The organism is Nocardioides plantarum (genome assembly GCF_006346395.1).
GTDB classification, from domain to species: domain Bacteria; phylum Actinomycetota; class Actinomycetes; order Propionibacteriales; family Nocardioidaceae; genus Nocardioides; species Nocardioides plantarum.
In genome coordinates this window covers 412,407-436,041 of sequence record NZ_VDMS01000005.1, presented here as the reverse complement: position 1 = coordinate 436,041, position 23,635 = coordinate 412,407, and the positions used below count along the sequence as shown (strand labels likewise).

Genomic DNA, 23,635 nt, shown 5'->3' with positions numbered 1-23,635 from the left:
ACTCCCGGCGACGGCCCGGGTCAAGCACCAGGCCCGGGTTTCGCCGACCCGGATGGGACCGGGCTGGGCGGCCGTCAGCAGGTTCCGCCCGGCTCCGTGATCAGGCAGTCGACGAGCCAGCTGTCGTCGACGTCGAGCATCCGCACGGTCACCTGGTCGCGCGATACCTCGTCGCGGGTGGCGTTGCGGGTCGGCCGGTTGATGAAGACCAGGACGTCGACCCGGTCCTTGCCGGTACGGACGATGCCGGAGCTGACGACCTCGGCGGTGACGATCGTCTTGGTGGTGGGTGCGTTCTCCTTGACGTAGCCGGCGACGTTCTGGTCGTAGACGCCCTGGTAACGGGGCGTCATGAACGCCTTGGCGGCAGCGAAGCTCTTGTCGAGGTCGCGGTAGTCGTAGGACAGCACCGGGCCGACCGCGGTCTCGGCGGCCTTGCGGGCGGCCTCGACCTGCCGGGTGTCGGGCAGGTCGCTGCCGGACGCGGACTCCTCGCCCCCTCCCCCGGCGATCAACGCGGCGAGGGTCGCGAGCAGCAGCACCAGGGCGACCACCCCGAGCCCCAGCAGGACGCGGACCCGGCCGGTGCGCGGTCGCGCCGGCTCGGCCGCGGGCGGGTCCGCGTCGACGCGCTTGTCGAGCGAGACAGCGGCGGGCGCGTCCGTGACGCCGGTGTCGTCGCTGACGGTCTCGGCGGCCTCGGCGGCCTCGGCGGCCTCGGCGGCCTCGGCGGTCTCGCCCGTCTCGCCCGTCTCGCCCGTCTCGCCCGTCTCGGCGGTCTCGGCGGTCTCGGCGGACTGATCGGTCTCGGTGGTCTCCGCGGTCTCGGCGGCGGGTGCGACCGCCGCCGGGTCGTCGACCCAGTCGTCCTCGCGGTCCTCCTGCGCGGCCAGCTCTCGGTCGTGGGCGGCGCGGCGGTCGGGGTCCAGGAGCACCTCGGCGGCGCGGTTGCGCTGCTTGAAGCGGCGGTCGGTGGGATCGAGGCCGGCGACCGCCTGCTGCCAGGCGGCCCGGACCTCGTCGGTCGTGGCGTCGTCGTCGAGGCCGAGGACGTCGTACCAGCTCGGGATCATCCGATCCCCGCCCAGCCCTCGAGCGCGGCGGCGAGGTTGCCGGCCGACTCGGTGACGGCGCTGCGTTGCGAGGCGCAGGCGCTGGAGTCACCGGCCAGGCAGGACGGGCGCAGGGCCCGCGCCGCTGAGACGGCGTCGTCGGCGACGGCCGCGGTGGCCTTGACGAGGTCGACGATCGCGGCGGGCGGCTTGCCGACGTAGCCCTCGGCGTCGGGGTCGCTCGCGTCGCGCAACGCCACGGACAGCGCTCGGGCGGCCGTCGCGAGGTCGGAGGCGGCGGCCGGGCACGCGGTGTCGCCGGCCTTGACCGCCGCCGGCAACCCGCAGGCCTCGAGGGCGGTGGCGGCGGCGACGACGTCGCCCTGGCGCCCGGTCACGAGACGGACGTAGCGCTGCAGGGACGGCGAGGCCGCACCGGACGCACCGGTCGTGGGATCCGCCGAGGCGCCCTCGGTGGGCTCGCCCTCGACCTCGCCGACGACGGGCGCGAAGTCGTCGGCGAGCCACTGGTCGCCGCTGCGCACCAGGGTGACCTCGTAGCGGAAGAGCTCGGGCTCGTACTCGATCCGGCCCTCCTTCTCGGGGTCGGGGTAGGACTGGGTGATGACCCCGGTGACCAGCGCCGTGGCCGTGTCGGCACCGATCGACTCGGCCCCCGAGGCGTAGAGCTGGGCGCTGCGCTCGAGCCCGGACTGGGCGACGGTCTGCTCGGCGAGGGTCACCGACTTCTCGAACTCGACGTCGAGCTTGGGGGTGATGACCTCCTTGACGCGCTTGACGTAGCCGGGCATCTTCGACTGCTTGTCGAGCTCGCTGGGGCCGTAGGTGTTGATCCGGATGATGAACTGGTTGGCCTGGCTCAGCACGAGCTCGCGGGTTCGGGTGTCGTCTGCCGACCCGGCACCGCCGTCGTCGTCGCCGAGTCCGAAGACCTGCCCGGCACGGTCGCCGACGGATCCGCTCGTGTCGGCGTAGCGCAGCCCGAGCACCACCAGGCACGCCACGCAGACCACCGCGAGGACCGCCGTGAGAGCGGTCACGACGGCCGGGCTCGCCGCGGAGCCCGACGGGGCGGCGGAGGTGGACGCGGAGGTGGAGCGGGGACCTACTTGCCCGTCATGGGCTGGAGGTAGAGCCACTTCCACGACTCCTTTCCGAGCGTTCGAGGCGCAACGGTACCGCCCGAGGCCCACGGCGCGACGGGGTCGGCGACGGCGGGGTCGGTGTAGGTGACCTTGCCGGTCCCGGGGTCGAAGAACGCGTCGGGACGCTGCGAGGTACCGACCCGCGGGAGGTTCTGCGCGCCGCGCGGGTTGGAGACGCTCGGTGGGTCGACGCATCGTGCGTCGTCGTTCATCGCCGGGTTGCCGAACCGCTCCTGCGGGGCTCGGATCTGGGTGCCCTGGTAGCCGTTCTTGCAGGGTGAGGTGGTGGCGAGGATCAGGCCGAAGTGGGCGTCGTACATCTGGGTGTCGGGGCTCTTGGCCACGACGGTGTAGCCGGCCTCGACGATGTAGGGATAGATGACCAGGACCTGCTCGAGCCCCGGGATGTTCTTGACCAGGATCTTGCCGGTCGTCACCAGGTTGTTGAGCAGGGAGCCGAGCTCGACCCGGTTGTCCTTGATCAGGCTCTCGAGCTGGTTGGCCGCGAAGGACCCGTTGTCGATGACGCCGCGCAGGTCGGGGTCGGCCTTGGCGAGGGTGGCACTGAACAGCGACAGCTGGTCGGCGAAGGTCCGCAGGTCGGAGCCCGAGTCGATCTGGGTGTTCAGGACGGTGTTGCCGTCCTCGATCAGCTTGGTGGTGATGTCGAAGTTGTCGTCGGCGGCCTCGATGAACGAGCTGCCCGTGTCGATGATCGTCTGCAGGTCGTCGCCGGTGCCGTTGAACGCCTTCCCTAGCTCGGAGACCGTGGTGCGTAGCGCGTCCTGGTCGACCGAGTCGACCGTCGTGACGAGGTCGGACAGCAGCTTCTCGGTGGCGATCGGGGTGCGGGTGTCGGCCACGTCGATGACCGAGCCGTCCTGGAGCCGGGGACCGCCGTCGACCTTGGGCTGGAGGTCGACGAACTGCTCGCCGACCGCGGAGCGGTTGCCGACGGCGGCGAGGGTGTCGGCCGGGATGTCGTCCCACTTGTCGTCGATCTTGAGCACGACCTTGACGCCGTCCTCGGTGAGCTCCATCCGGTCGACGGTCCCGATGCCGACGCCGCGGTAGGTCACCTCGGCGCCGGCGAAGATGCCGCCGGACTCGGCGAAGTCGGCCTCGACCTCGTAGCTGGTGTCGCGGACCTTCTCGTCGAGCCGCGCGTAGCGCGCCCCGACGTAGGAGACACCGAGCAGCGTGATGATCACGAAGATCATCAGCTGCACCTTGGTCCGACGGGTGATCATCGCAGCACCATTCCGGGGGTCAGCAGGCTCACGAGAGCCGGGTCGTAGGCGGCCATGAGCTGACCCATCGTCGGACCGCGGTCCCGGGCCTGGGGGTCGGATCCGACCGCCGGCCGGTTGGTCAGGCCGCCCAGGTCGCCCAGACCGGGCAGGCCGGGCAGGTCCGGAAGGCCGGGGATGCCACCGCCGCCACCGCCGCCGCCACCGCCGCCACCGCCGCCACCGCCGCCACCGCCGCCACCGCCACCGCCGCCGCCGAGCAGCCCGTTGAGGCTGCCGATGAGTCCGTCGACGACGTCGCAGAGCGGGTCGGTCGGGTCGGGCAGGTTGTCGCAGACGGCGTCGACGACGCCGGAGATGCAGGAGCGGGTGAAGTCCTTGAGGCAGTCGGCGAGCGCGTCCTGGGCGTCCTCGCAGAGCTTTGAGAACGGCGGCAGAACACCGGTGGCGGGGAGGGCGTCGAGCTCGTAGCACGAGATGCCGGGCAGCTGGAGGTTGCCGAGGTCGAGGTTGAGCTCGACCGAGAGGTTGACGTAGTCGCCCATGTGCAGGTTGCGGGCCACCTGGGGGTCGCGTCCCACGACCTCGTCGACGAACGGGTAGGTCAGGATCACGTTGAACGAGTTGACGAGGTCGTCGCCGGCGTTGGCGAGCTGGGTCAACGTGGGTCGCAGCTGCTCGACGGTGGTGATGGTGTCGGCCTTGGTCTTGCGGATCACGCGGACGCCCACGTCGCCGAGGTTGTCGAGCGCCTTGAGCATCCGGACGAGGTCGTCGCGCTGGCGGTCGATCGAGGTCAGCGCGCTGGGCAGCTCCTCGAGCGCGAGGTCGATCTTGGGCTGCTGGCGCTTGACGCCCTTGGCCAGCTTGTTGAGGGACTCGATGGCATCGACGATGTCCTTCTTGTTGTCGTCGAGCTGTCCCATGAAGGTGGCGACCTGCGTGAGCAGCGACCGCACCGAGTCCTCGCGACCCGCCAGGGCCGCGTTGACCTCGGTGGTGATCGTGCGGACCTTGTCGAGCCCGCCTCCGTTGAGGAGCAGGCTCAGCGCGCCGAGCACCTCCTCGACCTCGGGGTTCTTGCCGGTGCGCTCGACCGGGATCTTGTCGCCGTCGGCGAGCTTGCCGCTGGCTCCGGTGGCGGGGGCCGAGAGCGAGACGAACTTCTCGCCGAGCAGGCTGGTCTGGCGGATGGTGGCAGTGGCGTTGGCAGGGAGCTCGGTGTCGCCGCGGACCTCGAGCTCGACGAGCGCGATGTAGCCGAGCTTGCCGTCGGCACCGTCCTTCTCCTCGACGTCGATCGACCTGACCTTGCCGACGGTGACGTCGCTGACCTTGACGCTCGACTGGGGCACGAGGTCGAGGACGTTGTCGAACTCGACCGTGACCGTCATCGCGTTGTCGCCGACGTCGGCTCCGCCGGGCAGGGGCAGCTCGTAGACGTCGAAGTCGCAGCCGGACAGCACGACGCTGCCGACGACCAGGGCGACCAGCGCGCGGACCAGGCGGCTCATCGGGCGTCTCCGGTCGTGGCCGCGGCCGGGACGAGGCCGCCCAGGGTGGGGTCGGACTTGGAGGTGTAGAGCGAGCCGGTGCCCGGGCCGAACGGGGCGGCTCGTGGCAGCGGGAGGCTCTTGATGAGGTCGCAGAGCTTGCCCTCGTTGTCGTTGCCGCTCACCAGGGCGCACAGCACCCGGGTGGGGTCGCTCGTGAGGTTGCCGAGCAGGCTCCCCACGTTGGCGTTGGTGTCGAGGGTGCCGGTGTCGGGGTTGTAGGTCAGCGCCAGGTTGTTCAGGGCCAGCGGAGCGGTCCGCAGGGTCTCGCTGAGCGCGTCCCGCTGCTTGACCAGGACCTTGGCGACCCGGTTGAGACCCTTGATGTCGGTCTTGAGGACGTCGCGGTTGTCCCGGACGAACTGCCCGACCTCGTCGAGGGCGACCGCGAGGTTCTTCAGCGAGCCGGCCAGCTCCTGGCGCTCGTCGGCCAGGAGCGTGGAGACCCGGCCGAGGGAGTCGTTGAAGTCGCGCACCGTCTTGTCGTTGTCGGCCAGGGTGGTGATGAACTTCTGCAGCTCGGCGGCGGCACCGAACAGCTCGTCCTTGTTGTCGTCGAGCGTGGAGCTGAGTCGTCCGAAGTTCTCGATGGTCTTGTTGAACTGGTTGCCCTGGCCGCCGAAGTTGCGGGCCGTCACCTTGAGCAGGTCGCTGAGCGCGCCCTGGGAGTTGGCGCCGTCGGGACCCAGCGCCACGGTGAGCCGGTCGAGGTTGGAGTAGATCTCGTCGAGCTCGATCGGGACCTCGCTGCTGGACTCGAGGACGGCGTTGGCGGGCAGCTCGGGACCGCCGGTGTAGGCAGGAGTGACCTGGACGTAGCGGTCGCCCACGATGGCCGGCGAGATGATCATGGCCTTGGCGCCCTTGGGGAGCCGCACGTCGTCGGCGTAGGTCATCTCGACCTTGACCCGGGTGCCGTCGGGCGTGATCTTGTCGACCTTTCCGACCGGGACGCCCAGCACCCGGACCTCGCTGCCCTCGTAGAGCGAGACGGTGCGGGGGAAGTAGGCCGTGAGCCGATGGGGCTCGTCGCCACCGCGCAGGAGCGTGAACCCGGCGACCCCGACGAGGACCAGGAAGATGAGGGGGGCCACGGCCCGTTTCGCGTCCATCAGTTGCTCCGGGTCGGAAGCGTCGGGAGGCTCGGCACCGGGGGCAGGTTCTCGATGAAGGTGTCGAACCACGGGCCGGTGCCCAGGGTGTTGGCGAACACGCGGTAGAACGGCGCCATCAGCCGGAGGCTGTTGTCGAGGTTGTCCTCGTTCTTGTTGATCACGTCGAGCACGGTGTCGAGCTGGGTGAGCGCGGGCTTGAGGTCGGCACGCGACTGGCGGATCAGGGCCGTCAGCTCCTTCGACAGGGTCCGGGTCGAGACGAGCAGCTCGTGGAGCTGCTCGCGACGCTGGAGCAGCGCCTCGAACAGCGTGTCGGCGTCGGCCATCAGCTTGACGATGTCCTGGTCGCGGTCGTCGAGCACGCTGGAGACCCGCTTGAGGTTCTTGAGCAGCGAGTTGATCTGTCCGTCGCGGTCGGCCAGGTTGGCCGAGAGCCGGGACAGCCCGTCGAGGGCGTCGCCGAACTCCTCCGGGGTGTTGCGGGTGAGGTCGGCCAGCACCGAGAGCGACTCGGTCAGCTGCTTGGTGTCGATGTCGGCGTCGGGACTCGAGGTGTCGGACCCGTCGCCGATCGTGTCGGCGAGGCCGCTGAAGGCGTCGATGACGTCGAACGGCTCCTTCGTGCGCTCCTGGGGGATGGTCGACTCGGTGTCGAGCTGCCCGTCGCCGGCGGGAACGAGGTCGAGGTACATCGACCCGAGCAGGGTCTTGACCTTGATGTTGGCCTCGGTCTTGTCGCCGAACTGCTCGTCCTCGGTGATCTTGAAGGTGACCTTGACCTGACCGCCGTCGAGCTCGACGTCCTTGACGACGCCGATCCGGACGCCGGCCATCCGGACCTCGTCCTTGGCCTGCAGGCCGCCGGTGTCCTTGAACACGGCGTAGTAGGTGTCGCCGCCGCCGATGAGCGGCAGGTCCTGGGCCCGGAAGGCCGCGAGCAGCAGCATCAGGATGAGGGACAGGCTGAGCGCGCCGATGATCACGGGGTTGCGTTCACGGAAGGGCTTCACTGGAGGGTGCACCTTTCTCCGCCGATGAGGCCGTCGGGCACCTTGAGCGCCTTCGTACCGAGTCCGGGAGCAGTGACCGAGCCCTTGAAGTCGCAGAGGTAGAAGTTGAAGAACGAGCCGTAGGCGGCGGTGCGTCCGACCTTGTTGAGCTTGATCGGCAGCACCTGCAACGCGCGGTCGAGCTCCTGCTTGTTGTCCGCGATGTTCTTGGTCAGGCGGCGCAGCTGCTTGATGTCCTCGACGAACGCCGGGCGGACACCCTTGACGAGGTCGGCGGTCTCGACCGAGAGCCGGGTGATCTGGTCGAAGGAGTCGAGGATGGCGCTCCGGTCGCTCTTGAGACCCGAGACGAGCTTGCGGAAGTTGACGATCAGCGCCGAGAGCTGGGTGTCGCGGTCGGCCAGGTGATCCAGGACGAAGTCGAGGTTGTCGAGCAGCTGGCCGATGACGGCATCCCGGTCGGCCAGCGTGTCGGTGACCGAGGCGGTGCTGGCGAGGAGGCCCTCGAGGGTGCCACCCTCGCCCTGGAAGACCTGGATCACCTCGTAGGAGAGCTTGTTGACGTCGTCGGGGTTCAGGGCGCGGAACAACGGCTTGAACCCGTTGAAGAGCGTGGTGAGGTCGAGGGCCTCCTCGGTGCGCGACGTGGGGATGGTGCCTCCCGCCTCGAGCAGCCCGGGCTCGCCCTCGCCCTGCGTCAGCGAGACGTAGCGCTGCCCGACGAGGTTGCGGTAGCGCAGCGCGGCGTACGTCGACTGCGTCAGCTCGGTGCCGTTCTCGACGGAGAAGGAGACCTCGGCCAGCTTGAGCGGCGCGCGGGTGTCGTCGCGGCGGTCGTCGTTGTCGATCACCTTGATGTCCTTGACGGTGCCGACCTTGACGCCGGCGATCCGGACGTCGTCACCCTTGACGACGCCGGTGGCGTCGGAGAAGACGGCCTTGTAGTCCTGACTGCCCTTGAACCCGATGTTGCCGATCACGATGACGAGCAGGCCGGTCGCCATGATCGTGACCAACATGAAGACGCCCAGCTTGGTGGCGTCGGTCGCGGTCTTCTTGTCGAGGAGCTTCATCGGGTGCTCACCTTCGAGCCGCGCGCCATCGGCGCCAGCAGCAACGGGCCGAGGTCGGGGACCTGCGCCGGGGTGACCCCGAGGCTGGGCGCGATGAGCCGGCGGTAGACGTCGTACTCGCCGGCGGTGCCCTGCGAGCTCCGACCGTCGCGGATGACGTAGCCCGTCGCCGCCCGCTGGGTGCCCTTGCCGGTGGGCTCGTCGACCCCGTCGTCGAAGTCGGGGACCCGCTTGACCGGGTTGGTCTGCGACCAGGGCGGGTTGGGCAGGCTCAGGCAGGCAGGCCCTCGGTTCTCCTTGATCCGGGGCACGTCGGCGGCCGTGTAGCGGCGGGGCTGGCGTGGCAGGGGCTCGAGCACGATGTGCAGCTCGAAGTCGCGGAACGCCTCGGCCTGCAGCTTGCCGGCGTTGACGATGCCCGCGGTCAGGCAGGGGAACTCGGTGGAGTAGCGCGCCAGGACGTTGAGGTAACGGGCGTTGAGATCGCCCAGCCGCACGAGGTTGTCCTCGTTGTCGACCAGGAACGTGCGCGCGGTGTCGGAGAAGTCGGCGACGTCGTTGAACAGCGCCTTGAGCTGGACCGCGCGGTCCTCGAGGGTGCCGGTCGTCGTGACAGTGTTCTCGAGGACCTCACCCACCTCGGGCAGGATCTCGTCGTAGATGTCGGCGGTGTCGGAGGTCAGCCGGAGGTCCTCGACGAGCTCGGGGATGCGCGGGTTGAGGCGCTTGAGATAGGCGTCGAGGGTCTCGAGACTGTCGCCGAGCTGGTCGCCGCGACCCTCCAGCGCGGTCGCGAGGGCGGTCAACGTGGTGTTGATGTCGGCCGGCCGGACGGCCTCGAGCAGGGGGTAGAGGTCGGACAGCACCGCTTCGACCTCGGTCGAGACCTGCGTCTTCTTGATGACGTCGTGATCGGCCAGAGGGGTGGCGGCCCGGTCCTCCGGGATGACCAGCGACACGTACTTCTCGCCGAACAGCGTCTTGGGGACGATCGAGCCGGTGACGTTGCGCGGGATCTGGTCGATCTTGTCGGGGTAGATGCCGAGGGTGACCGTCGCGCCCGAGGACGTCGCGTCGTAGTCGAGGACCTCGCCGACCTGCACGCCGCGGACCTTGATGTCGGCGCGCTTGGGGAGCTGGAGCCCGATCGAGGAGGTCTCGAGGGTGACCTCGTCGTAGTCGGTGAACTGCTTGGTGAAGATCGCGAAGGTGAGGTAGACGCCCCCGACCAGCATCGCCAGGAAGACGATGCCGAGCAGACGGGCGTTGAGCAGGACGCGCTTCACCGGGTCACCCTGCCAATCTGACGGTGGTCGTGGTGCCCCAGATGGCCATCGACAGGAACAGGTCGAGCACGTTGACGGCCACGATGCTGGAGCGGACGGCGCGACCCACGGCCACCCCGACGCCGGCCGGACCGCCGGAGGCCGTGTAGCCGTAGTAGCAGTGGATGAGGATCACGACCACCGCGAAGACGAGGACCTTGCCGAAGGACCACAGGACGTCGCCGGGTGGCAGGAAGACGTTGAAGTAGTGGTCGTAGGCGCCGGAGCTCTGGCCGTAGAACTGGGTGACGACCAGCCGGCTCGCGACGTAGGACGACAGCAGGCCCACCACGTAGAGCGGCACGATCGCGATGAGGCCACCCACGATGCGGGTGGTGACCAGGAACTGCATCGACGGGATGGCCATCACCTCGAGGGCGTCGACCTCCTCGGAGATGCGCATGGCACCGAGCTGGGCGGTGAAGCCGCAGCCCACCGTCGCCGCGAGCGCGATGCCGGAGACGAGCGGGGCGATCTCGCGGGTGTTGAAGTAGGCCGAGACGAACCCGGCGTAGACGGAGGTCCCGAGCTGGTCGAGCGCGGCGTAGCCGGACAGACCGACCTGGGCGCCGGTGAAGAAGGTCATGCCGAGGATGACCCCGACGGTGCCGCCGATCACGGCCAGCGAGCCCGAGCCGAGGGTGACCTCGGCCAGGATCCGCATGATCTCCTTGGGGTAGCGCACGATCGAGCGCGGCGTCGCCGCCAGGGCACGCAGGTAGAACGCGAGCTGACCACCGAGGTCGTCGATCGAGGTGAGCGGCTTCTGGTAGACCGCCTTGAGGTTGGCCACGTCAACCGCCCTTCGGTGGCACGAGCTGGAGGTAGATCGTGCTGAGGACGAAGTTGACGACGAACAGCAGCAGGAACGTGATGACGACGGACTCGTTGACCGCGTCACCCACGCCCTTGGGTCCCCCGCCGGCGTTCATGCCCTTGTAGGAGGCCACGACCGCGGCGATCAGCCCGAAGATCAACGACTTGATGAGCCCGATGTAGAGGTCGGGGAGCTGCGCCAGCGCGGTGAAGCTGGCGATGTAGGCGCCGGGGGTGCCGTCTTGCAGGATGACGTTGAAGACGTAGCCGCCCGCGACACCGACCACGCTGACCAGGCCGTTGAGGAAGAACGCCACCAACATGCAGGCGAGCACCCGGGGCACGACGAGCCGCTGGATGGGGTCGATGCCGAGCACCATCATCGCGTCGAGCTCTTCGCGGATCTTGCGGGCACCGAGATCGGCCGCGATCGCCGACCCGCCGGCGCCCGCGATCAGCAGCGCGGTGGCGATCGGCCCCGCCTGCTGGATCACGGCGAGCACGGACGCCGAGCCGGTGAACGACTGGGCGCCGAACTGCCGGATCAGACCACCGACCTGCAGGGCGATGACCGCGCCGAACGGGATGGCCACGAGCGCGGTCGGCACGATCGTCACCGAGGCGATGAACCAGGCCTGCTGAAGGAACTCCCTCAGCTGGAAGGGGCGGCGGAAGAGCCCACGACCCACGTCGAGACCGAAGGCGAAGAGCTTGCCCGCGGTGCCGACGGGGCGCAGGACGCGCGCCGACGTGATCGATGACATCGGGCGATCAGGTCCCGGGGGTGAGGCCGGCCTCGGCACTCTGGAAGGAGCCCGGCGGGGCCGTGACCCCGTTGTCCCTGCACCAGGCACCCGGCTCGCGCTGGCTGCGGCGCGGGATGCCGTTGGAGGGCTCGAGCTGCATGGGGATCGGCGGCAGCGGCGGCAGCTCCTGGCCGGACTCGGCCGCCAGCTCGTCGGCGTCCTTCTCCTCCGACATGCCGATCGGACCGACCCGCTGGGCGTTGAGGAACTGGCGCACGACCGGCTCCTCGGAGGCCAGCAGCATCTCGCGCGGCCCGAACATCGCCAGGTGCCGGTGGTAGAGCAGCCCGATGTTGTCGGGCACCGTGCGCGCGGTGTTGATGTCGTGGGTGACGATCAGGAAGGTCGCGTCGATCTGCGCGTTGAGGTCGATGATGAGCTGGTTGAGGAACGCCGTACGGACCGGGTCGAGGCCCGAGTCGGGCTCGTCGAACAAGACGATCTCGGGGTCGAGCACCAGCGCACGCGCCAGGCCCGCGCGCTTGCGCATGCCGCCGGAGATCTCGCCGGGCAGCTTGTCCTCGGCTCCCAGGAGGCCGACCAGGTCCATCTTCTCCATGACCACGTCGCGGACCTCGGACTCGGACTTCTTGGTGTGCTCGCGCAAGGGGAAGGCCACGTTGTCGTAGAGGTTCATCGAGCCGAACATGGCGCCGTCCTGGAACAGCACCCCGAACAGCTTGCGGATCTCGTAGAGCTCCTTCTCGGGGCACGACGCGAGGTCGGTCCCCTCGATGATCACCGAGCCGCTGTCGGGCTTGAGCAGACCGATGATCGTCTTGAGCAGCACCGACTTGCCGGTGCCGGAGGGGCCGAGCATGACGCTGATCTCGCCGGCCGGGACCGTGAGCGTCACGTCGCCCCAGATCATCTGCTTGCCGAACGACTTGGTGAGATGGTCGATCTTGATCTCAACGCCCATGGAGTCCTTCTCTCGACCTGGTTCGGCGGTGACGCCGGGGAGCAGACGAGGCCGTCGGGAACCCGCAGCCGAGGCATGTCTCCCATCACACACACTCGCGAGTAACAACGGTCTCGTCGCGGCGAGGTTACGCGGGTTTGTGCGTGACGTCACGTTTCTCCCGGATAGCGATACCCAGCCGTGACACGCGCTCCCACCTGCGACAACGCGCCACAAATGCGCCGAGGCGACCACCCCCCGTGGGGGTGGTCGCCTCGGTCGTGCAGCGAGATCGGACTAGGACGTCGTCCTAGCGTCACCCGCCAGGGGTCACTTGAGGGTGACGGTCGCGCCGGCGCCCTCGAGGGTCTCCTTGGCCTTCTCGGCAGTGGCCTTGTCGGCCTTCTCGAGAACAGCCTTGGGCGCGGCCTCGACCAGCTCCTTGGCCTCCTTGAGACCGAGCGAGGTGAGGGCGCGCACCTCCTTGATGACGTTGATCTTCTTGTCGCCGGCAGCCTCGAGGATGACGTCGAACTCGTCCTGCGCGGCCTCCTCCTCGGCGGGGGCGGCAGCGCCACCGCCCGCGGCGGCGACGGCGACCGGAGCAGCGGCGGTGACGCCGAAGGTCTCCTCGAACTGCTTCACGAACTCGGAGAGCTCGATCAGCGTCATCTCCTTGAAAGCCTCGAGGAGCTCCGTGGTGTTGAGCTTCGCCATGGTGGCGTTCCTTCCATTCGGTGGTACGACGCCAGGCGGCGGCGTACCGGGGTTTCAGGTGGTGTGGTCGGCCTGAGGATCAGGCTTCGGTGGTCTCGGACTCCTCGGCAGCGGCCTCGGGGGCCTCCGCGGCGGGGGCGTCCTCGGTCTGCTCTGCAGCAGCCTCGGTCACCTCCTCGGCGGGGGCCTCGTCAGCAGCAGCCTCGTCGGCCGGGGCCTCCTCGGCGGCGGCGGGCGTGCCCGCACCACCTGCGAGGATCGAGGGGTCCTCCTCGGCCTTGGCCTGCAGCGCACCCGCGAGACGGGCGGCCTGGGCGAGAGGCGCGTTGAGGAGGTAGACGGCCTGCGACAGCGACGCGAGCATGGCGCCCGCGAGCTTGCCCAGGAGCACCTCGCGCGACTCGAGATCGGCCAGCTTGGCGATCTCCTTCGCGTCGAGGATGTTGCCGTCGAGGACTCCACCCTTGATGACAAGGGCGGGGTTGGCCTTGGCAAAGTCACGCAGACCCTTGGCCGCCTCGACCACGTCACCGCTGATGAAGGCGATGGCGGTCGGGCCGGTGAGCAGGTCGTCGAAGCCGCTGATGCCCACCTTGTTGGCGGCGATCTTGGCCAGCGTGTTCTTGACCACGGCGTAGCTGGCGTTCTCACCGAGGGAGCGGCGCAGGTCCTGCAGCTCCTTGACGGTGAGACCGCGGTACTCGGTCAGCACGGCACCGGCGGAATCGTTGAAGGACTCAACGATCTCCGCGACGGCGGCGTTTCGGTCTGCCCGCGCCATGGGTCTCCTTCCGGACGGTGAGACCGTCGCCCGGCCCCTCGGAGATGACGAACGCCCCGAGCGCGGGGCTCAGGGCGTGGACCTCGAACGAGGGCTTCTGCTCCGAATCCTGCGCGGGCCGTCCGCATCGCTGCGGCACCTTCGGTCTGACTGCATGCACAGCCTGACAACCGGCGGTCTCTGGTTTCAGGTCCGAACTGTACGGCGCGCACGAGGATGGGCCAAATCTGTGGCACCGGGAACGGCGACGGCCCGCCCAGCAGAGCTGGACGGGCCGACGTACGTCGAGTGGAGGGAGGCTCAGGCCTCGCCCTCCTCCTCGGACGCGACGTTGCGCGTGCGGTTGGGGTCGACCTGGATGCCGGGGCCCATGGTCGTGGAGACCGTGACCTTCTTGATGTAGCGACCCTTGGAGCTGGCCGGCTTGAGCCGCAGCACCTCCTCGAGCGCCGAGGCGTAGTTCTCGGCCAGGGCGGTCTCGCTGAACGAGGCCTTGCCGATGATGAAGTGCAGGTTGGCGTGCCGGTCGACGCGGAACTCGATCTTGCCGCCCTTGATGTCGGTGACCGCCTTGGCCGGGTCGGGCGTGACGGTGCCGGTCTTGGGGTTGGGCATCAGGCCACGGGGACCGAGCACGCGGCCGAGCCGGCCGACCTTGCCCATCATGTCGGGCGTGGCGACGACGGCGTCGAAGTCGAGCCAGCCGCCGGCCACCTTGTCGATGAGCTCGTCGCCACCGACGATGTCGGCACCGGCCGCGGTGGCGGCCTCGGCCTTGTCACCGTTGGCGAACACCAGGACGCGGGCGGTCTTGCCCGTGCCGTGGGGCAGGTTGACGGTGCCGCGCACCATCTGGTCGGCCTTGCGGGGGTCGACGCCGAGACGCATCACGACGTCGAGGGTCTCGTCGAACTTCTTCTTGCTGGCGGTCTTCGCGATCTTGATCGCGGTCAGCGGGGCGTAGAGCTCGTCCTTGTCGAACGTCTCTTCGGCCGCGCGGTAGGTCTTGCTGCGCTGCATCGGAATCTCTTCTCGGTTGTGGGATGCGCGATCGCTCTCGCGCGGTGTGGTCGGAGTGGGCCCGAGAGGGCCCTGCCACGGGGTGTTACTCGGTCGTGATGCCCATCGAGCGGGCGGTGCCCTCGACCGTCTTCATGGCGGCCTCGATGCTGTTGGCGTTGAGGTCGGGGAGCTTGGTGGTCGCGATCTCGCGCACCTGGTCCTTGGTCAGCTTGCCGACCTTCTCCTTGTGCGGGACGCCCGAGCCCTTCGACAGACCAGCAGCCTTCTTGATCAGCTCGGCAGCCGGCGGGGTCTTGGTGATGAACGTGAACGTCCGGTCCTCGTAGATGGTGATCTCGACGGGGATGACGTTGCCGCGCATGGACTCCGTCTGGGCGTTGTAGGCCTTGCAGAACTCCATGATGTTGACGCCGTGGGGACCCAGGGCGGTACCGACCGGCGGGGCCGGGGTCGCGGCGCCGGCCTGGAGCTGCACCTTGACCAGTGCGGCGATCTTCTTCTTGGGAGGCATGGTTCTCTTCCTTCTCGTGTGGTCATGACGAGGGCGCGGGGCCCCCTGCCACGGGTGTTTCGACTGTCTAGTGTGGTACGCCGTACCGCCAGGACGAAATCGCGCTGACGGGACGGTACGGCCCGCTCGTCACAGCGGGCCCGCCCGACTCAGACGCGCTGAATCTGGTTGAAGCTGAGCTCGACGGGGGTCTCGCGACCGAAGATCTCGACCAGCGCCTTGACCCGCTGGGCCTCGGCGTTGATCTCGGTGATCGTGGCGTGCAGCGTCGCGAACGGGCCGTCGACGACCATGACCGAGTCGGAGATCGAGAAGTCCGCGACCTCGATGGGCTTCTTGGCCGTGGTGGCCGAGCCCGGGACGGTGGTGCCGGCCGCAGCGGCGGCGACCTCGGCGGCCGCCTGGACGGCGGGGGCCAGCATGTTCTCGACCTCGTCCATCAGCAGCGGGACGGGCTGGTGGCTGTTGCCGACGAACCCGGTCACCGACGGCGTGTGACGCACGGTCGACCAGGACTCGTCGGTGAGGTCCATGCGGACCAGCACGTAGCCGGGGTGCGAGGGGCGCTTGCGGGTGCGGCGCTGGCCGTTCTTGATCTCGACGATGTCGGCCATGGGAACCACGATCTCGTGGATGTAGTCCTCCATGTTGAGCGAGACGATGCGGTTCTCGAGGTTGGACTTCACCCGGTTCTCCATGCCGGAGTAGGTGTGGACCACGAACCAGTCGCCGGGCTTGGCCCACAGCTCACGGCGGAACGCCTCGAGCGGGTCCTCGTCGACGACCTCGGCCTCCTCGTCGAGCACGACCTCGCCCTCGGCGGCCTCGAGCGTGTCGACGGTCTCGTCGACGGCCTCCGCAGCGGCGTCGTCGGCCACCTCGCCCTCGGCCTCGATCAGGTCGGCGACCGGCTCGGAGTCGTCGAGCAGGTCGTCGAGCGCCGCGACGTCGTCGTCACTGTCGACGTCGACCGGGGCGGTGCCCTCGGCAGCGCCGTCGGTGGCCTCGGCCACGTCGTCGTCGAACGAGGCGTCCTCGAGGGGGAGGTCGGCGTCGTCGTCGACGGCGAGGTCGTCCGGCGTCGGGTCGACCTGCTCACCCGGCTCCACGGTCTCGGGGGTCAGGTCGGCGGCCTCGGGGGTCACGAGCTCGGTCTCGCCATCGGCGGCCGGCTCGTCGTACTGCTCGGACACGTGTTGCTCCATCAGTTGCTGTGGGATGTGGCGGCGGGGCGCGGTCGGACCGCGCGGGCGGTCAGACGCCGTCGCTGCCGTCGAAGATCGCGAAGGCGAGCTTGCCGAAGCCCAGGTCGAGGGCCGAGACGAGCGCCATCATCGCGAGCACGAAGACCATCACCACGATGAAGTAGGTGACCAGCTGGTCCTGCGTGGGCCAGACGACCTTGCGGAGCTCGGCGACCACCTGGCGGTAGAACGTCGGGATGCTGGTGCGCTTGCGAGGCTCACCGGACCTGTCGTCCCGGGAACCGCGGACCGCGCTGCTGTCCGACACGCCACTCACCTCTCGCCGTACGTCGTTGATGCTCTGGTTGCTGCTGTGTTGCCGTGTTGCAGGGCACGAGGGACTTGAACCCCCAACCTTCGGTTTTGGAGACCGATGCTCTGCCAGTTGAGCTAGTGCCCTTCGCCGGACTCCTCGCGCTGCGCCCGCCCGGCTACGGGCACGGCAAAGCATCGGAGAGATCCGCCAGTCGGGGAGTCTACGACTCGATGGTGAGCCGCGTCCAAACGTCTCCCCGAAAGCCCCGCACCCGGGGGTGCCGGCCACTGCGGGGGCGCCCGGTCCGGCGCCCGGTCCACCGCACCGAGATCGGCCTCGAGGGTCGATCGGCGCCACCCTACGATGGCCCCATGACTTCGAGCCCCCGCGACAGACGAGTCTCCGCCCGCATCGGCGCCATCGCCGAGTCGGCCACGCTGAAGGTCGACGCCAAGGCGAAGGCCCTCAAGGCCGAGGGCCGCCCGGTGATCGGCTTCGGTGCTGGTGAGCCCGACTTCCCCACGCCCGACTACATCGTCGAGGCCGCCGTCGACGCCTGCCGCGAGCCCAGGAACCACCGCTACACGCCGGCCGGCGGGCTGCCGGAGCTCAAGAAGGCCATCGCCGACAAGACCAGGCGCGACAGCGGTCTCGAGATCGAGCCGGCCCAGGTGCTGGTCACCAACGGCGGCAAGCAGGCCATCTACGCCGCCTTCGCGGCGATGCTCGACCCGGGCGACGAGGTGATCGTGCCGGCGCCGTACTGGACGACCTACCCCGAGGCGATCCAGCTGGCCGGCGGCGTCGCGGTCGAGGTGCTGGCCGACGAGACCCAGGACTACAAGGTCACCGTCGAGCAGCTCGAGGCCGCCCGCACCGAGCGGACCAAGGTGCTGCTGTTCGTCTCGCCGTCCAACCCGACCGGCGCGGTCTACACCGCCGAGGAGATCCGCGCGATCGGCCGGTGGGTCGAGGACCACGAGCTGTGGGTGCTGACCGACGAGATCTACGAGCACCTCGTCTACGACGGCATCGACACCGGGTCGATGCCCGTGCTGTGCCCGTTCCTGGTCGACAACTGCGTCATCGTCAACGGGGTCGCCAAGACCTACGCGATGACCGGCTGGCGGGTCGGCTGGATGATCGGCCCGAAGGACCTGGTCAAGGCCGCCACCAACCTGCAGAGCCACGCGACGTCCAACGTCTCCAACGTCGCCCAGCGTGCCGCGATCGCCGCCCTCGAGGGCGACCTGACGGCCGTCGCGGAGATGAAGGTCGCCTTCGACCGGCGCCGCAAGACCATCGTCGCGATGCTCAACGAGATCGAGGGCGTCGTGTGCCCCATGCCGGGTGGGGCGTTCTACGCCTACCCGTCGGTCAAGGGCCTGCTCGGCAAGGACCACGACGGCACGGTCGTCGAGACGTCGGCCGACCTGGCCGACTACATCCTCGACAAGAGCGAGGTCGCGGTGGTGCCCGGCGAGGCGTTCGGCTCCCCCGGCTACCTGCGACTGTCCTACGCACTCGGCGACGACGACATCGTGGAAGGCATCACGCGGTTGCAGAAGCTGTTTGCGTGAGTTATCCGGACACGGGTGCCGGGGCGCCGTCCCCGACGACCGTCCGTGACGTGCGGGCACTGCCGAAGGCGCACCTGCACCTGCACTTCACCGGGTCGATGCGGCACGGCACGCTGCTCGAGCTCGCCGAGCGCGACGGCATCGCCCTGCCCGACTCGCTGGTCTCGGAGTGGCCGCCGCAGCTGAGCGCGGCCGACGAGAAGGGCTGGTTCCGCTTCCAGCGCCTCTACGACGTCGCGCGCTCCGTGCTGCGCACCGAGGCCGACGTACGCCGACTGGTGCTGGAGACGGCCGAGGACGACGTGCGCGACGGCGGGCGGTGGCTCGAGATCCAGGTCGACCCCAGCGGGTACGCCGCCCGGTTCGGCGGCATCACCGCCTTCACCGACCTGGTGCTCGACGCCGTGCGCGACGCGAGCGAGCGCACGGGTCTCGGCATCGGGGTCGTCGTGGCGGCCAACCGCACCCGACACCCGCTCGACGCACGCACCCTGGCCCGGCTCGCGGGGCAGTACGCCGGCCGCGGTGTCGTCGGGTTCGGGCTGTCCAACGACGAGCGCCGCGGCCGCACCGCCGACTTCGCGGGCGCGTTCGCGATCGCGGAGCGCGCCGGGCTCGCGCTGGTGCCGCACGGCGGCGAGCTGCGCGGACCCGACCACGTCCGTACCTGCCTCGACACCCTGCACGCCGACCGCCTCGGTCACGGGGTCCGCTGCGCCGAGGACCCCGACCTGCTGGCCCGCATCGTCGATGCCGGGGTGGCGCTCGAGGTCTGTCCCGTCTCCAACGTCGCGCTCGGTGTCTACTCCGACCTCACCTCGGTGCCGCTGCCGACGCTGCTGGAGGCCGGGGCCACCGTCGCGCTCGGCGCCGACGACCCGTTGCTGTTCGGCTCGCAGCTCGCGGCGCAGTACGCCACGATGCGCGCGGCGCACGAGCTCGACGACGCGACCCTGGCCGAGCTGGCCCGGATGTCGCTGCGGGCCTCGCGAGCCCCCGACGAGCTGCGCGTCGCGGCGCTCGCCGCGGTCGACGACTGGCTGGAGCACGGTCCCGGCTCCCGGTGACATGATCCGGGCGTGACGCAGCAGCCCGGGACCCCGGACGAGACGCCTGACTCCCTCGCCGAGCCGGCCTCCCCCTCGGGCGAGCAGGCCCCGGCGTACGGCGAGGCCTCGAGTCCCTACGTCTCGCCGCCCGCGGCCCCGGCGGGCTACACGCCGTACGCACCGACCGCGCAGGGCCACCCGTTCGCCCAGCCGCACGCCGGCGCCATCGCCGCCCTGGTGCTCGGGATCGTCAGCGTGGTGTCCTCGCTGCTGATCCAGGTGACCTGCTTCTCGATCGTCGGGTCGCTGACCGGACCGTTCGCCATCGCTCTCGGGGCCCGGGCCCGCAAGGAGATCGAGCAGGATCCCGGGCGCTACACCAACCCGGGCATCGCGACGGCGGCGTTCGTGACCGGACTGATCGGCTCGGCGATCGCGCTCGCGGTGGTCGGGGTCGGGATCGTGCTGCTCGGCCTCTTCATCAGCGTGGCCGGCCCCTGAGGGCTAGAGCTCGCAGCCGACGAGCACCGGCTCGTTGACCAGCGTCACGCCGTACGCCGAGCGCACGCCGTCACGCACGGCGCGGGCCAGCGCCAGCAGGTCGTCGGTGGTCGCGTCTCCGCGGTTGGTGAGGGCCAGCGTGTGCTTGCTCGAGAGCCGGGCGGCGGCGTCGGGGTGCACGGCGTAGCCCTTGGTGAACCCGGCGTGCTCGATGAGCCAGGCGGCGCTGGTCTTGACGAGCCCGTCGTCGGCGGGCCAGGTCGGCGCGCCGTCGGGCACGTCGGCGACCGGCAGGACCGGGTTGGTGAAGAACGAGCCGGCGCTCCAGGTGTCGTGGTCGGCGGGGTCGAGGACCATGCCCTTGCCCCGGCGCAGGCCGAGCACCGCCTCGCGCACCTGCGCCAGCGGTGCGCGCGCGCCGGGCTCGACGCCGAGGGTGCGGGCCAGCTCGGCGTAGCCGACCGGGGCGCTCAGCGTGCCGACCGCGAGCTGGAAGGTGACGTCGAGGACGACGTGGCGGCCGGGGTCGGCCTTGAACCGCGAGTGGCGGTAGCCGAAGTCGCAGTCGGGTCCGGCGAAGGTGCGCACGCCCTGCAGCCGGCGGTCCCAGACCCGGACCCGAGCGACGGTCTGGGAGACCTCCTGGCCGTAGGCGCCGACGTTCTGCACCGGGGTGGCGCCCACGGAGCCGGGGATGCCGGACAGCGCCTCGACCCCGACCCAGCCGTGGGCGACGGCGTGGGCGACCAGGACGTCCCACGACTCGCCGGCGGCGACGGTGACCAGCACTCCCCCGCAGGTCGGGTCGTCGGAGTCGTGGTCGGCGAGGATGCCGCGGGTCGCGACCTCGACGACGGTGCCGTCGAACCCGGCGTCGGCGACGACGAGGTTGCTGCCGCCGCCCAGCACCAGCACCGGCTCGCCCGCGGCGTCGGCGGCCGACACGGCCTCGACGAGCTCGGCCTCGGTGGTGGCGGTGACCCAGCGTCGTGCGGGACCCCCGAGGCGCAGGGTGGTGTGGTGGCGCAGGTCGGTCACGCGGCGGCGCCCCGCAGGGTCACCTTGCAGCCGCGCAGGACGTCGACGCCCTCGCAGGTGACGGCCAGCACGATCGTGTCGTCGTCCTTGCGGGTGCCGGAGACGACGACGTCGACGCCCTCGACCGGCACGACGACCGGCTTGGCGAACTTGGCCCCGATGGTGGCGATGCGACCGCGCTCGCCGAGGTGCTCGTCGACGTAGCGCGCGGCCAGCGCGAGGGTGAGCATGCCGTGGGCGATCACCCCCGGCAGCCCGACCGCGAGGGCGATCTCCTGGTCCTGGTGGATCGGGTTGTGGTCGCCGCTGGCGGCGGCGTACGCGACGAGGTCGTCGCGGGTCAGCCGGTAGCTGACCGGCTCGAGCTGCGTGCCCATCAGGCGCCACCCTCGGGGCCGCGGTGGACCAGGGTGGCGGTGCCGGTCGCCACCAGGGCGCCGTCGGCGTCGGTGACCTCGCTGGTGGTGCCGATGATGTCGTTGCCGCCGATCGAGCGGACGCTCGCGACCCTCAGCGTGACGCTGAGCACGTCACCAGGCACGACCGGCCGCTCGTGCCGGAACTCCTGGGCGCCGTGGACGATGCGCGACAGGTCGAGCGCCTCGGCCTCGAGGAACGTCGACATGGCGGTGAACGCCGCGACGATCGGGAAGGTGGCCGGCGCCGGCCCTCCGTCGTACGACGCCCCGGTGGCCTCCACGAACGCCCGCACGGCGTCGGCGGTGACCTCGTGGGGCGGGGCCGGCGGGTAGGCGCGGCCCACGATGTCGGGGTCGTCGAGCGGCATGTCGTCGAACCTATCGGCAACCGGGCACGGCTCCGAAAAGCGAGCGACCCGCCGCCCTCGAGGGGCAGCGGGTCGGACGACGGTGCGTGAGCGGTGCTCGACCGGTGGGTCGAGGGATCAGCGCGTCTCGCGGTGCGCCTGGTGCTGGCGGCAGCGCGGGCAGAACTTGGCCAGCTCGAGCCGGTCGGGGTCGTTGCGGCGGTTCTTCTTGGTGATGTAGTTGCGCTCCTTGCACACGGTGCAGGCGAGCGTGATCTTGGGGCGGACGTCTGAGGACTTGCTGGCCACGGTGGTTCCTCTGCCGAACTGGTGTGATGGATGGACCTGGAAATCGTGCTGGTAGCGGGAGCGGGACTCGAACCCGCGACACCACGATTATGAGTCGTGTGCTCTAACCACCTGAGCTACCCCGCCGTGGTGCGAGTGGTGAGAGCCCCTTTACGGAATCGAACCGTAGACCTTCTCCTTACCATGGAGACGCTCTGCCGACTGAGCTAAAGGGGCAACGACGGAGAACGATACACACGGGTCGGAGGGTTCGTGAAATCGGTTCGCCACACCGCGCAGGGACGGCCTCCGGCGAGGTCTGCGAGGCGCCTCCGGAGGCGTCGTCACCGGCCCAGGACCGGGAACGGACGGGCCTCCTCGAGCTCGTAGGCGAGCTCGAGCAGCACGGCCTCGTGACCCGCCGCGGCCCCGAACATCATGCCCACCGGGAGGCCCTCGGCCGAGGTCGCCAACGGCAGCGAGATGGCCGGATCACCCGTGGCGTTCTGCAGCGGCGTGAAGGAGACCCACTCGACCAGGCGCTCGATCACCGTCTCGTAGGACTGGGTGGGGTCGAGGTGGCCCAGGCGGGGCGTGACCGCGCCGAGCGTGGGCGTCAGGGTGACGTCGTACGACGCGTGGTGCTGCGCCAGCAGGGCCGTGGAGCGCCGCAGCCGTCGGATCGCCCCGGGCAGCCGGTGCAGGCGATGCGCGGCGTGGCGCGCGAGACCGTGGGTGAGGTGGTCGAGGCGGGAGGGGTCCCACGAGCGTCCGTGCTGACGGCGTCCGGTGCGGACCAGGACCAGGGCCAGCGACGACCAGTAGAGCAGGAAGTCGTCACGGAACCCGGGCGGCACCGGCGCCGCGACCTCCTCGACGTGGTGGCCGAGGTCCTCGAGAAGCGCGGCCGTCTCGAGGGTCAGGGCACTCACCTCGGGGGTCGCGCCGACGCCCGCGCCCGTGGTGTTGACCGCGATCCGCAAGCGCTTGCGGCCCGGGCGCGTGATGTCGCCGACGGGGCGCAGCGACAGGGCGCGGTAGACGTGCTCGGCCTCGCGGAAGAACGCCGCGGTGTCCCTGACCGAGCGGGTGATCACGCCGTCGGAGACGATCCGCACCGGCATCTCGCGCAGGGTCTTGTCCTGCGCCAGCCGCCCCCGGGTCGGCTTGAGGCCGACGAGGCCGTTGACGGCGGCCGGGATCCGGATCGACCCGCCGCCGTCGTTGGCGTGGGCGATGGTCAGCGCGCCCGACGCGACGAGCGCCGCCGACCCGGCCGAGGACGCGCCGGCGGGGTGGTCGAGCGACCACGGCGAGCGGACCGGTCCCAGGCGCGGGTGCTCCGCGGTGGCCGAGAAGCCGAACTCGGACAGCTGGCTCTTGCCGAGCGGCACCAACCCCGTCGCGAGGTACATCCGGGCGAAGTCGCCGTCGGCACGCTCGACCCGCGGGACCCAGGCGTCGGTGCCTTCCCGGGTCGGCATCCCCGCCACCGCGCAGTTGTCCTTCACGACCGTGGGCACGCCGGCGAAGAACCCGCCGCGCGGGTCCCGGGACTCGACCAGGGCACGGTCGTAGGCCGTGTAGGCCATCGCCCCGAGGTCGTCGGCGACGGACCGCACCCGGGCGACGCCGGCCTCCACCACCTCGCGGACCCCGACCTCACCACCTTGGATCGCCGCCACGAGCCCCACCGTGTCGAGGGTGCCGAGGGCGTCGTCGGTGACCGCGCTGACGCGGCGTGGCTCGCTCATGCACCGACGCTAGTACGTGTGGCGACGAGGCCGGCGGTGGGCTGGGCTCGGCTCAGGTGG

The 23,635-nt window shown here is 70.1% G+C and carries 25 protein-coding genes and 3 tRNA genes; 3 read left to right on the top strand and 25 right to left on the bottom strand.

Annotated elements, in window-relative coordinates; translation table 11 throughout:
* Positions 1–74: 74 nt before the first annotated feature.
* The 18 genes from FJQ56_RS22295 to FJQ56_RS20680 all read right to left on the bottom strand — a co-directional run bounded on the left by FJQ56_RS22295 (position 75) and on the right by FJQ56_RS20680 (position 16,743).
* The gene (locus FJQ56_RS22295; RefSeq protein WP_170215472.1) at positions 75–1,073 is read right to left on the bottom strand and encodes a J domain-containing protein; all 999 of its coding nucleotides are present in this window, start codon (positions 1,071–1,073) and stop codon (positions 75–77) included.
* Positions 1,070–2,113, bottom strand: coding sequence for a hypothetical protein (locus FJQ56_RS20760; RefSeq protein ID WP_140011529.1), 1,044 nt, complete (start codon positions 2,111–2,113; stop codon positions 1,070–1,072). The genes FJQ56_RS22295 and FJQ56_RS20760 overlap by 4 nt, the downstream gene beginning before the upstream one ends.
* Positions 2,114–2,178: 65 nt before the next feature.
* On the bottom strand, positions 2,179–3,468 hold the full coding sequence (locus FJQ56_RS20755; protein ID WP_140011528.1) for an MCE family protein: 1,290 nt from the start codon (positions 3,466–3,468) through the stop codon (positions 2,179–2,181).
* Positions 3,465–4,982, bottom strand: coding sequence for an MCE family protein (locus FJQ56_RS22520; protein WP_140011527.1), 1,518 nt, complete (start codon positions 4,980–4,982; stop codon positions 3,465–3,467). The genes FJQ56_RS20755 and FJQ56_RS22520 overlap by 4 nt, the downstream gene beginning before the upstream one ends.
* Positions 4,979–6,133 (bottom strand): MCE family protein, encoded by a 1,155-nt coding sequence (locus FJQ56_RS20745; protein ID WP_140011526.1) that lies wholly within the window; start codon positions 6,131–6,133, stop codon positions 4,979–4,981. The genes FJQ56_RS22520 and FJQ56_RS20745 overlap by 4 nt, the downstream gene beginning before the upstream one ends.
* Positions 6,133–7,146, bottom strand: coding sequence for an MCE family protein (locus FJQ56_RS20740; protein ID WP_140011525.1), 1,014 nt, complete (start codon positions 7,144–7,146; stop codon positions 6,133–6,135). Before FJQ56_RS20740 ends, FJQ56_RS20745 begins: the two co-directional genes overlap by 1 nt.
* Positions 7,143–8,219 carry an MCE family protein gene (locus tag FJQ56_RS20735; protein ID WP_140011524.1) on the bottom strand — a complete coding sequence of 359 codons (1,077 nt, stop codon included), beginning with the start codon at positions 8,217–8,219 and terminating at the stop codon, positions 7,143–7,145. The genes FJQ56_RS20740 and FJQ56_RS20735 overlap by 4 nt, the downstream gene beginning before the upstream one ends.
* Positions 8,216–9,505, bottom strand: coding sequence for an MCE family protein (locus tag FJQ56_RS20730; RefSeq protein ID WP_246084286.1), 1,290 nt, complete (start codon positions 9,503–9,505; stop codon positions 8,216–8,218). Before FJQ56_RS20730 ends, FJQ56_RS20735 begins: the two co-directional genes overlap by 4 nt.
* Positions 9,506–9,509: 4 nt before the next feature.
* Positions 9,510–10,337, bottom strand: a complete 828-nt coding sequence (locus FJQ56_RS20725) for an MlaE family ABC transporter permease (protein ID WP_140011523.1) — start codon at positions 10,335–10,337, stop codon at positions 9,510–9,512.
* A 1-nt stretch (position 10,338) separates the two neighbouring features.
* Positions 10,339–11,124, bottom strand: coding sequence for an MlaE family ABC transporter permease (locus FJQ56_RS20720; RefSeq protein WP_140011522.1), 786 nt, complete (start codon positions 11,122–11,124; stop codon positions 10,339–10,341).
* A gap of 7 nt (positions 11,125–11,131) precedes the next feature.
* Complete coding sequence (locus FJQ56_RS20715; RefSeq protein WP_140011521.1) at positions 11,132–12,088, bottom strand: ABC transporter ATP-binding protein; 957 nt, start codon at positions 12,086–12,088, stop codon at positions 11,132–11,134.
* A gap of 309 nt (positions 12,089–12,397) precedes the next feature.
* Positions 12,398–12,784 (bottom strand): 50S ribosomal protein L7/L12, encoded by a 387-nt coding sequence (gene rplL, locus FJQ56_RS20710; RefSeq protein WP_140011520.1) that lies wholly within the window; start codon positions 12,782–12,784, stop codon positions 12,398–12,400.
* Between the two features lie 79 nt (positions 12,785–12,863).
* A complete protein-coding gene (gene rplJ, locus FJQ56_RS20705) occupies positions 12,864–13,565 on the bottom strand; it encodes a 50S ribosomal protein L10 (protein ID WP_140011519.1) in 702 nt (233 codons plus the stop codon).
* Between the two features lie 300 nt (positions 13,566–13,865).
* Positions 13,866–14,585 (bottom strand): 50S ribosomal protein L1, encoded by a 720-nt coding sequence (gene rplA / locus FJQ56_RS20700; protein WP_140011518.1) that lies wholly within the window; start codon positions 14,583–14,585, stop codon positions 13,866–13,868.
* Between the two features lie 85 nt (positions 14,586–14,670).
* Positions 14,671–15,099, bottom strand: coding sequence for a 50S ribosomal protein L11 (rplK, locus tag FJQ56_RS20695; protein ID WP_140011517.1), 429 nt, complete (start codon positions 15,097–15,099; stop codon positions 14,671–14,673).
* A gap of 149 nt (positions 15,100–15,248) precedes the next feature.
* Entirely contained in the window at positions 15,249–16,304 is a 1,056-nt protein-coding gene (nusG, locus tag FJQ56_RS20690; protein WP_140011516.1) for a transcription termination/antitermination protein NusG, read from the bottom strand.
* Positions 16,305–16,353: 49 nt separating this feature from the next.
* Positions 16,354–16,611, bottom strand: a complete 258-nt coding sequence (gene secE, locus FJQ56_RS20685) for a preprotein translocase subunit SecE (RefSeq protein ID WP_170215486.1) — start codon at positions 16,609–16,611, stop codon at positions 16,354–16,356.
* 59 nt (positions 16,612–16,670) lie between these two features.
* A tRNA-Trp gene (locus FJQ56_RS20680) sits at positions 16,671–16,743 on the bottom strand.
* 227 nt (positions 16,744–16,970) lie between these two features.
* On the opposite strand from FJQ56_RS20680, the gene FJQ56_RS20675 reads away from it, so the two are divergent.
* Genes FJQ56_RS20675 through FJQ56_RS20665 form a run of 3 tightly spaced genes read left to right on the top strand, consistent with a single transcriptional unit; the run spans position 16,971 to position 19,729 of the window.
* Positions 16,971–18,179: a pyridoxal phosphate-dependent aminotransferase gene (locus FJQ56_RS20675; protein WP_140011514.1), complete on the top strand. Its 1,209-nt coding sequence runs from the start codon at positions 16,971–16,973 to the stop codon at positions 18,177–18,179.
* Entirely contained in the window at positions 18,176–19,246 is a 1,071-nt protein-coding gene (locus FJQ56_RS20670) for an adenosine deaminase (RefSeq protein WP_140011513.1), read from the top strand. Before FJQ56_RS20675 ends, FJQ56_RS20670 begins: the two co-directional genes overlap by 4 nt.
* Before the next feature lie 12 nt (positions 19,247–19,258).
* Entirely contained in the window at positions 19,259–19,729 is a 471-nt protein-coding gene (locus tag FJQ56_RS20665) for a DUF4190 domain-containing protein (RefSeq protein ID WP_140011512.1), read from the top strand.
* Between the two features lie 3 nt (positions 19,730–19,732).
* Here the strand turns inward: FJQ56_RS20665 and FJQ56_RS20660 are convergent, their stop codons facing one another.
* The 7 genes from FJQ56_RS20660 to FJQ56_RS20630 form a co-directional block, all read right to left on the bottom strand.
* A complete protein-coding gene (locus FJQ56_RS20660) occupies positions 19,733–20,767 on the bottom strand; it encodes a UDP-N-acetylmuramate dehydrogenase (RefSeq protein WP_140011511.1) in 1,035 nt (344 codons plus the stop codon).
* The gene (locus tag FJQ56_RS20655; RefSeq protein WP_140011510.1) at positions 20,764–21,144 is read right to left on the bottom strand and encodes a MaoC/PaaZ C-terminal domain-containing protein; all 381 of its coding nucleotides are present in this window, start codon (positions 21,142–21,144) and stop codon (positions 20,764–20,766) included. Before FJQ56_RS20655 ends, FJQ56_RS20660 begins: the two co-directional genes overlap by 4 nt.
* Positions 21,144–21,554 (bottom strand): FAS1-like dehydratase domain-containing protein, encoded by a 411-nt coding sequence (locus FJQ56_RS20650; RefSeq protein ID WP_140011509.1) that lies wholly within the window; start codon positions 21,552–21,554, stop codon positions 21,144–21,146. Before FJQ56_RS20650 ends, FJQ56_RS20655 begins: the two co-directional genes overlap by 1 nt.
* A gap of 117 nt (positions 21,555–21,671) precedes the next feature.
* Positions 21,672–21,842, bottom strand: a complete 171-nt coding sequence (gene rpmG / locus FJQ56_RS20645; RefSeq protein WP_140011508.1) for a 50S ribosomal protein L33 — start codon at positions 21,840–21,842, stop codon at positions 21,672–21,674.
* A gap of 49 nt (positions 21,843–21,891) precedes the next feature.
* Positions 21,892–21,968 (bottom strand) — tRNA-Met (locus FJQ56_RS20640).
* A gap of 17 nt (positions 21,969–21,985) precedes the next feature.
* Positions 21,986–22,058: transfer RNA gene (locus FJQ56_RS20635), tRNA-Thr, on the bottom strand.
* 107 nt (positions 22,059–22,165) lie between these two features.
* The gene (locus tag FJQ56_RS20630) at positions 22,166–23,575 is read right to left on the bottom strand and encodes an amidase (protein WP_140011507.1); all 1,410 of its coding nucleotides are present in this window, start codon (positions 23,573–23,575) and stop codon (positions 22,166–22,168) included.
* Positions 23,576–23,635: the final 60 nt, after the last annotated feature.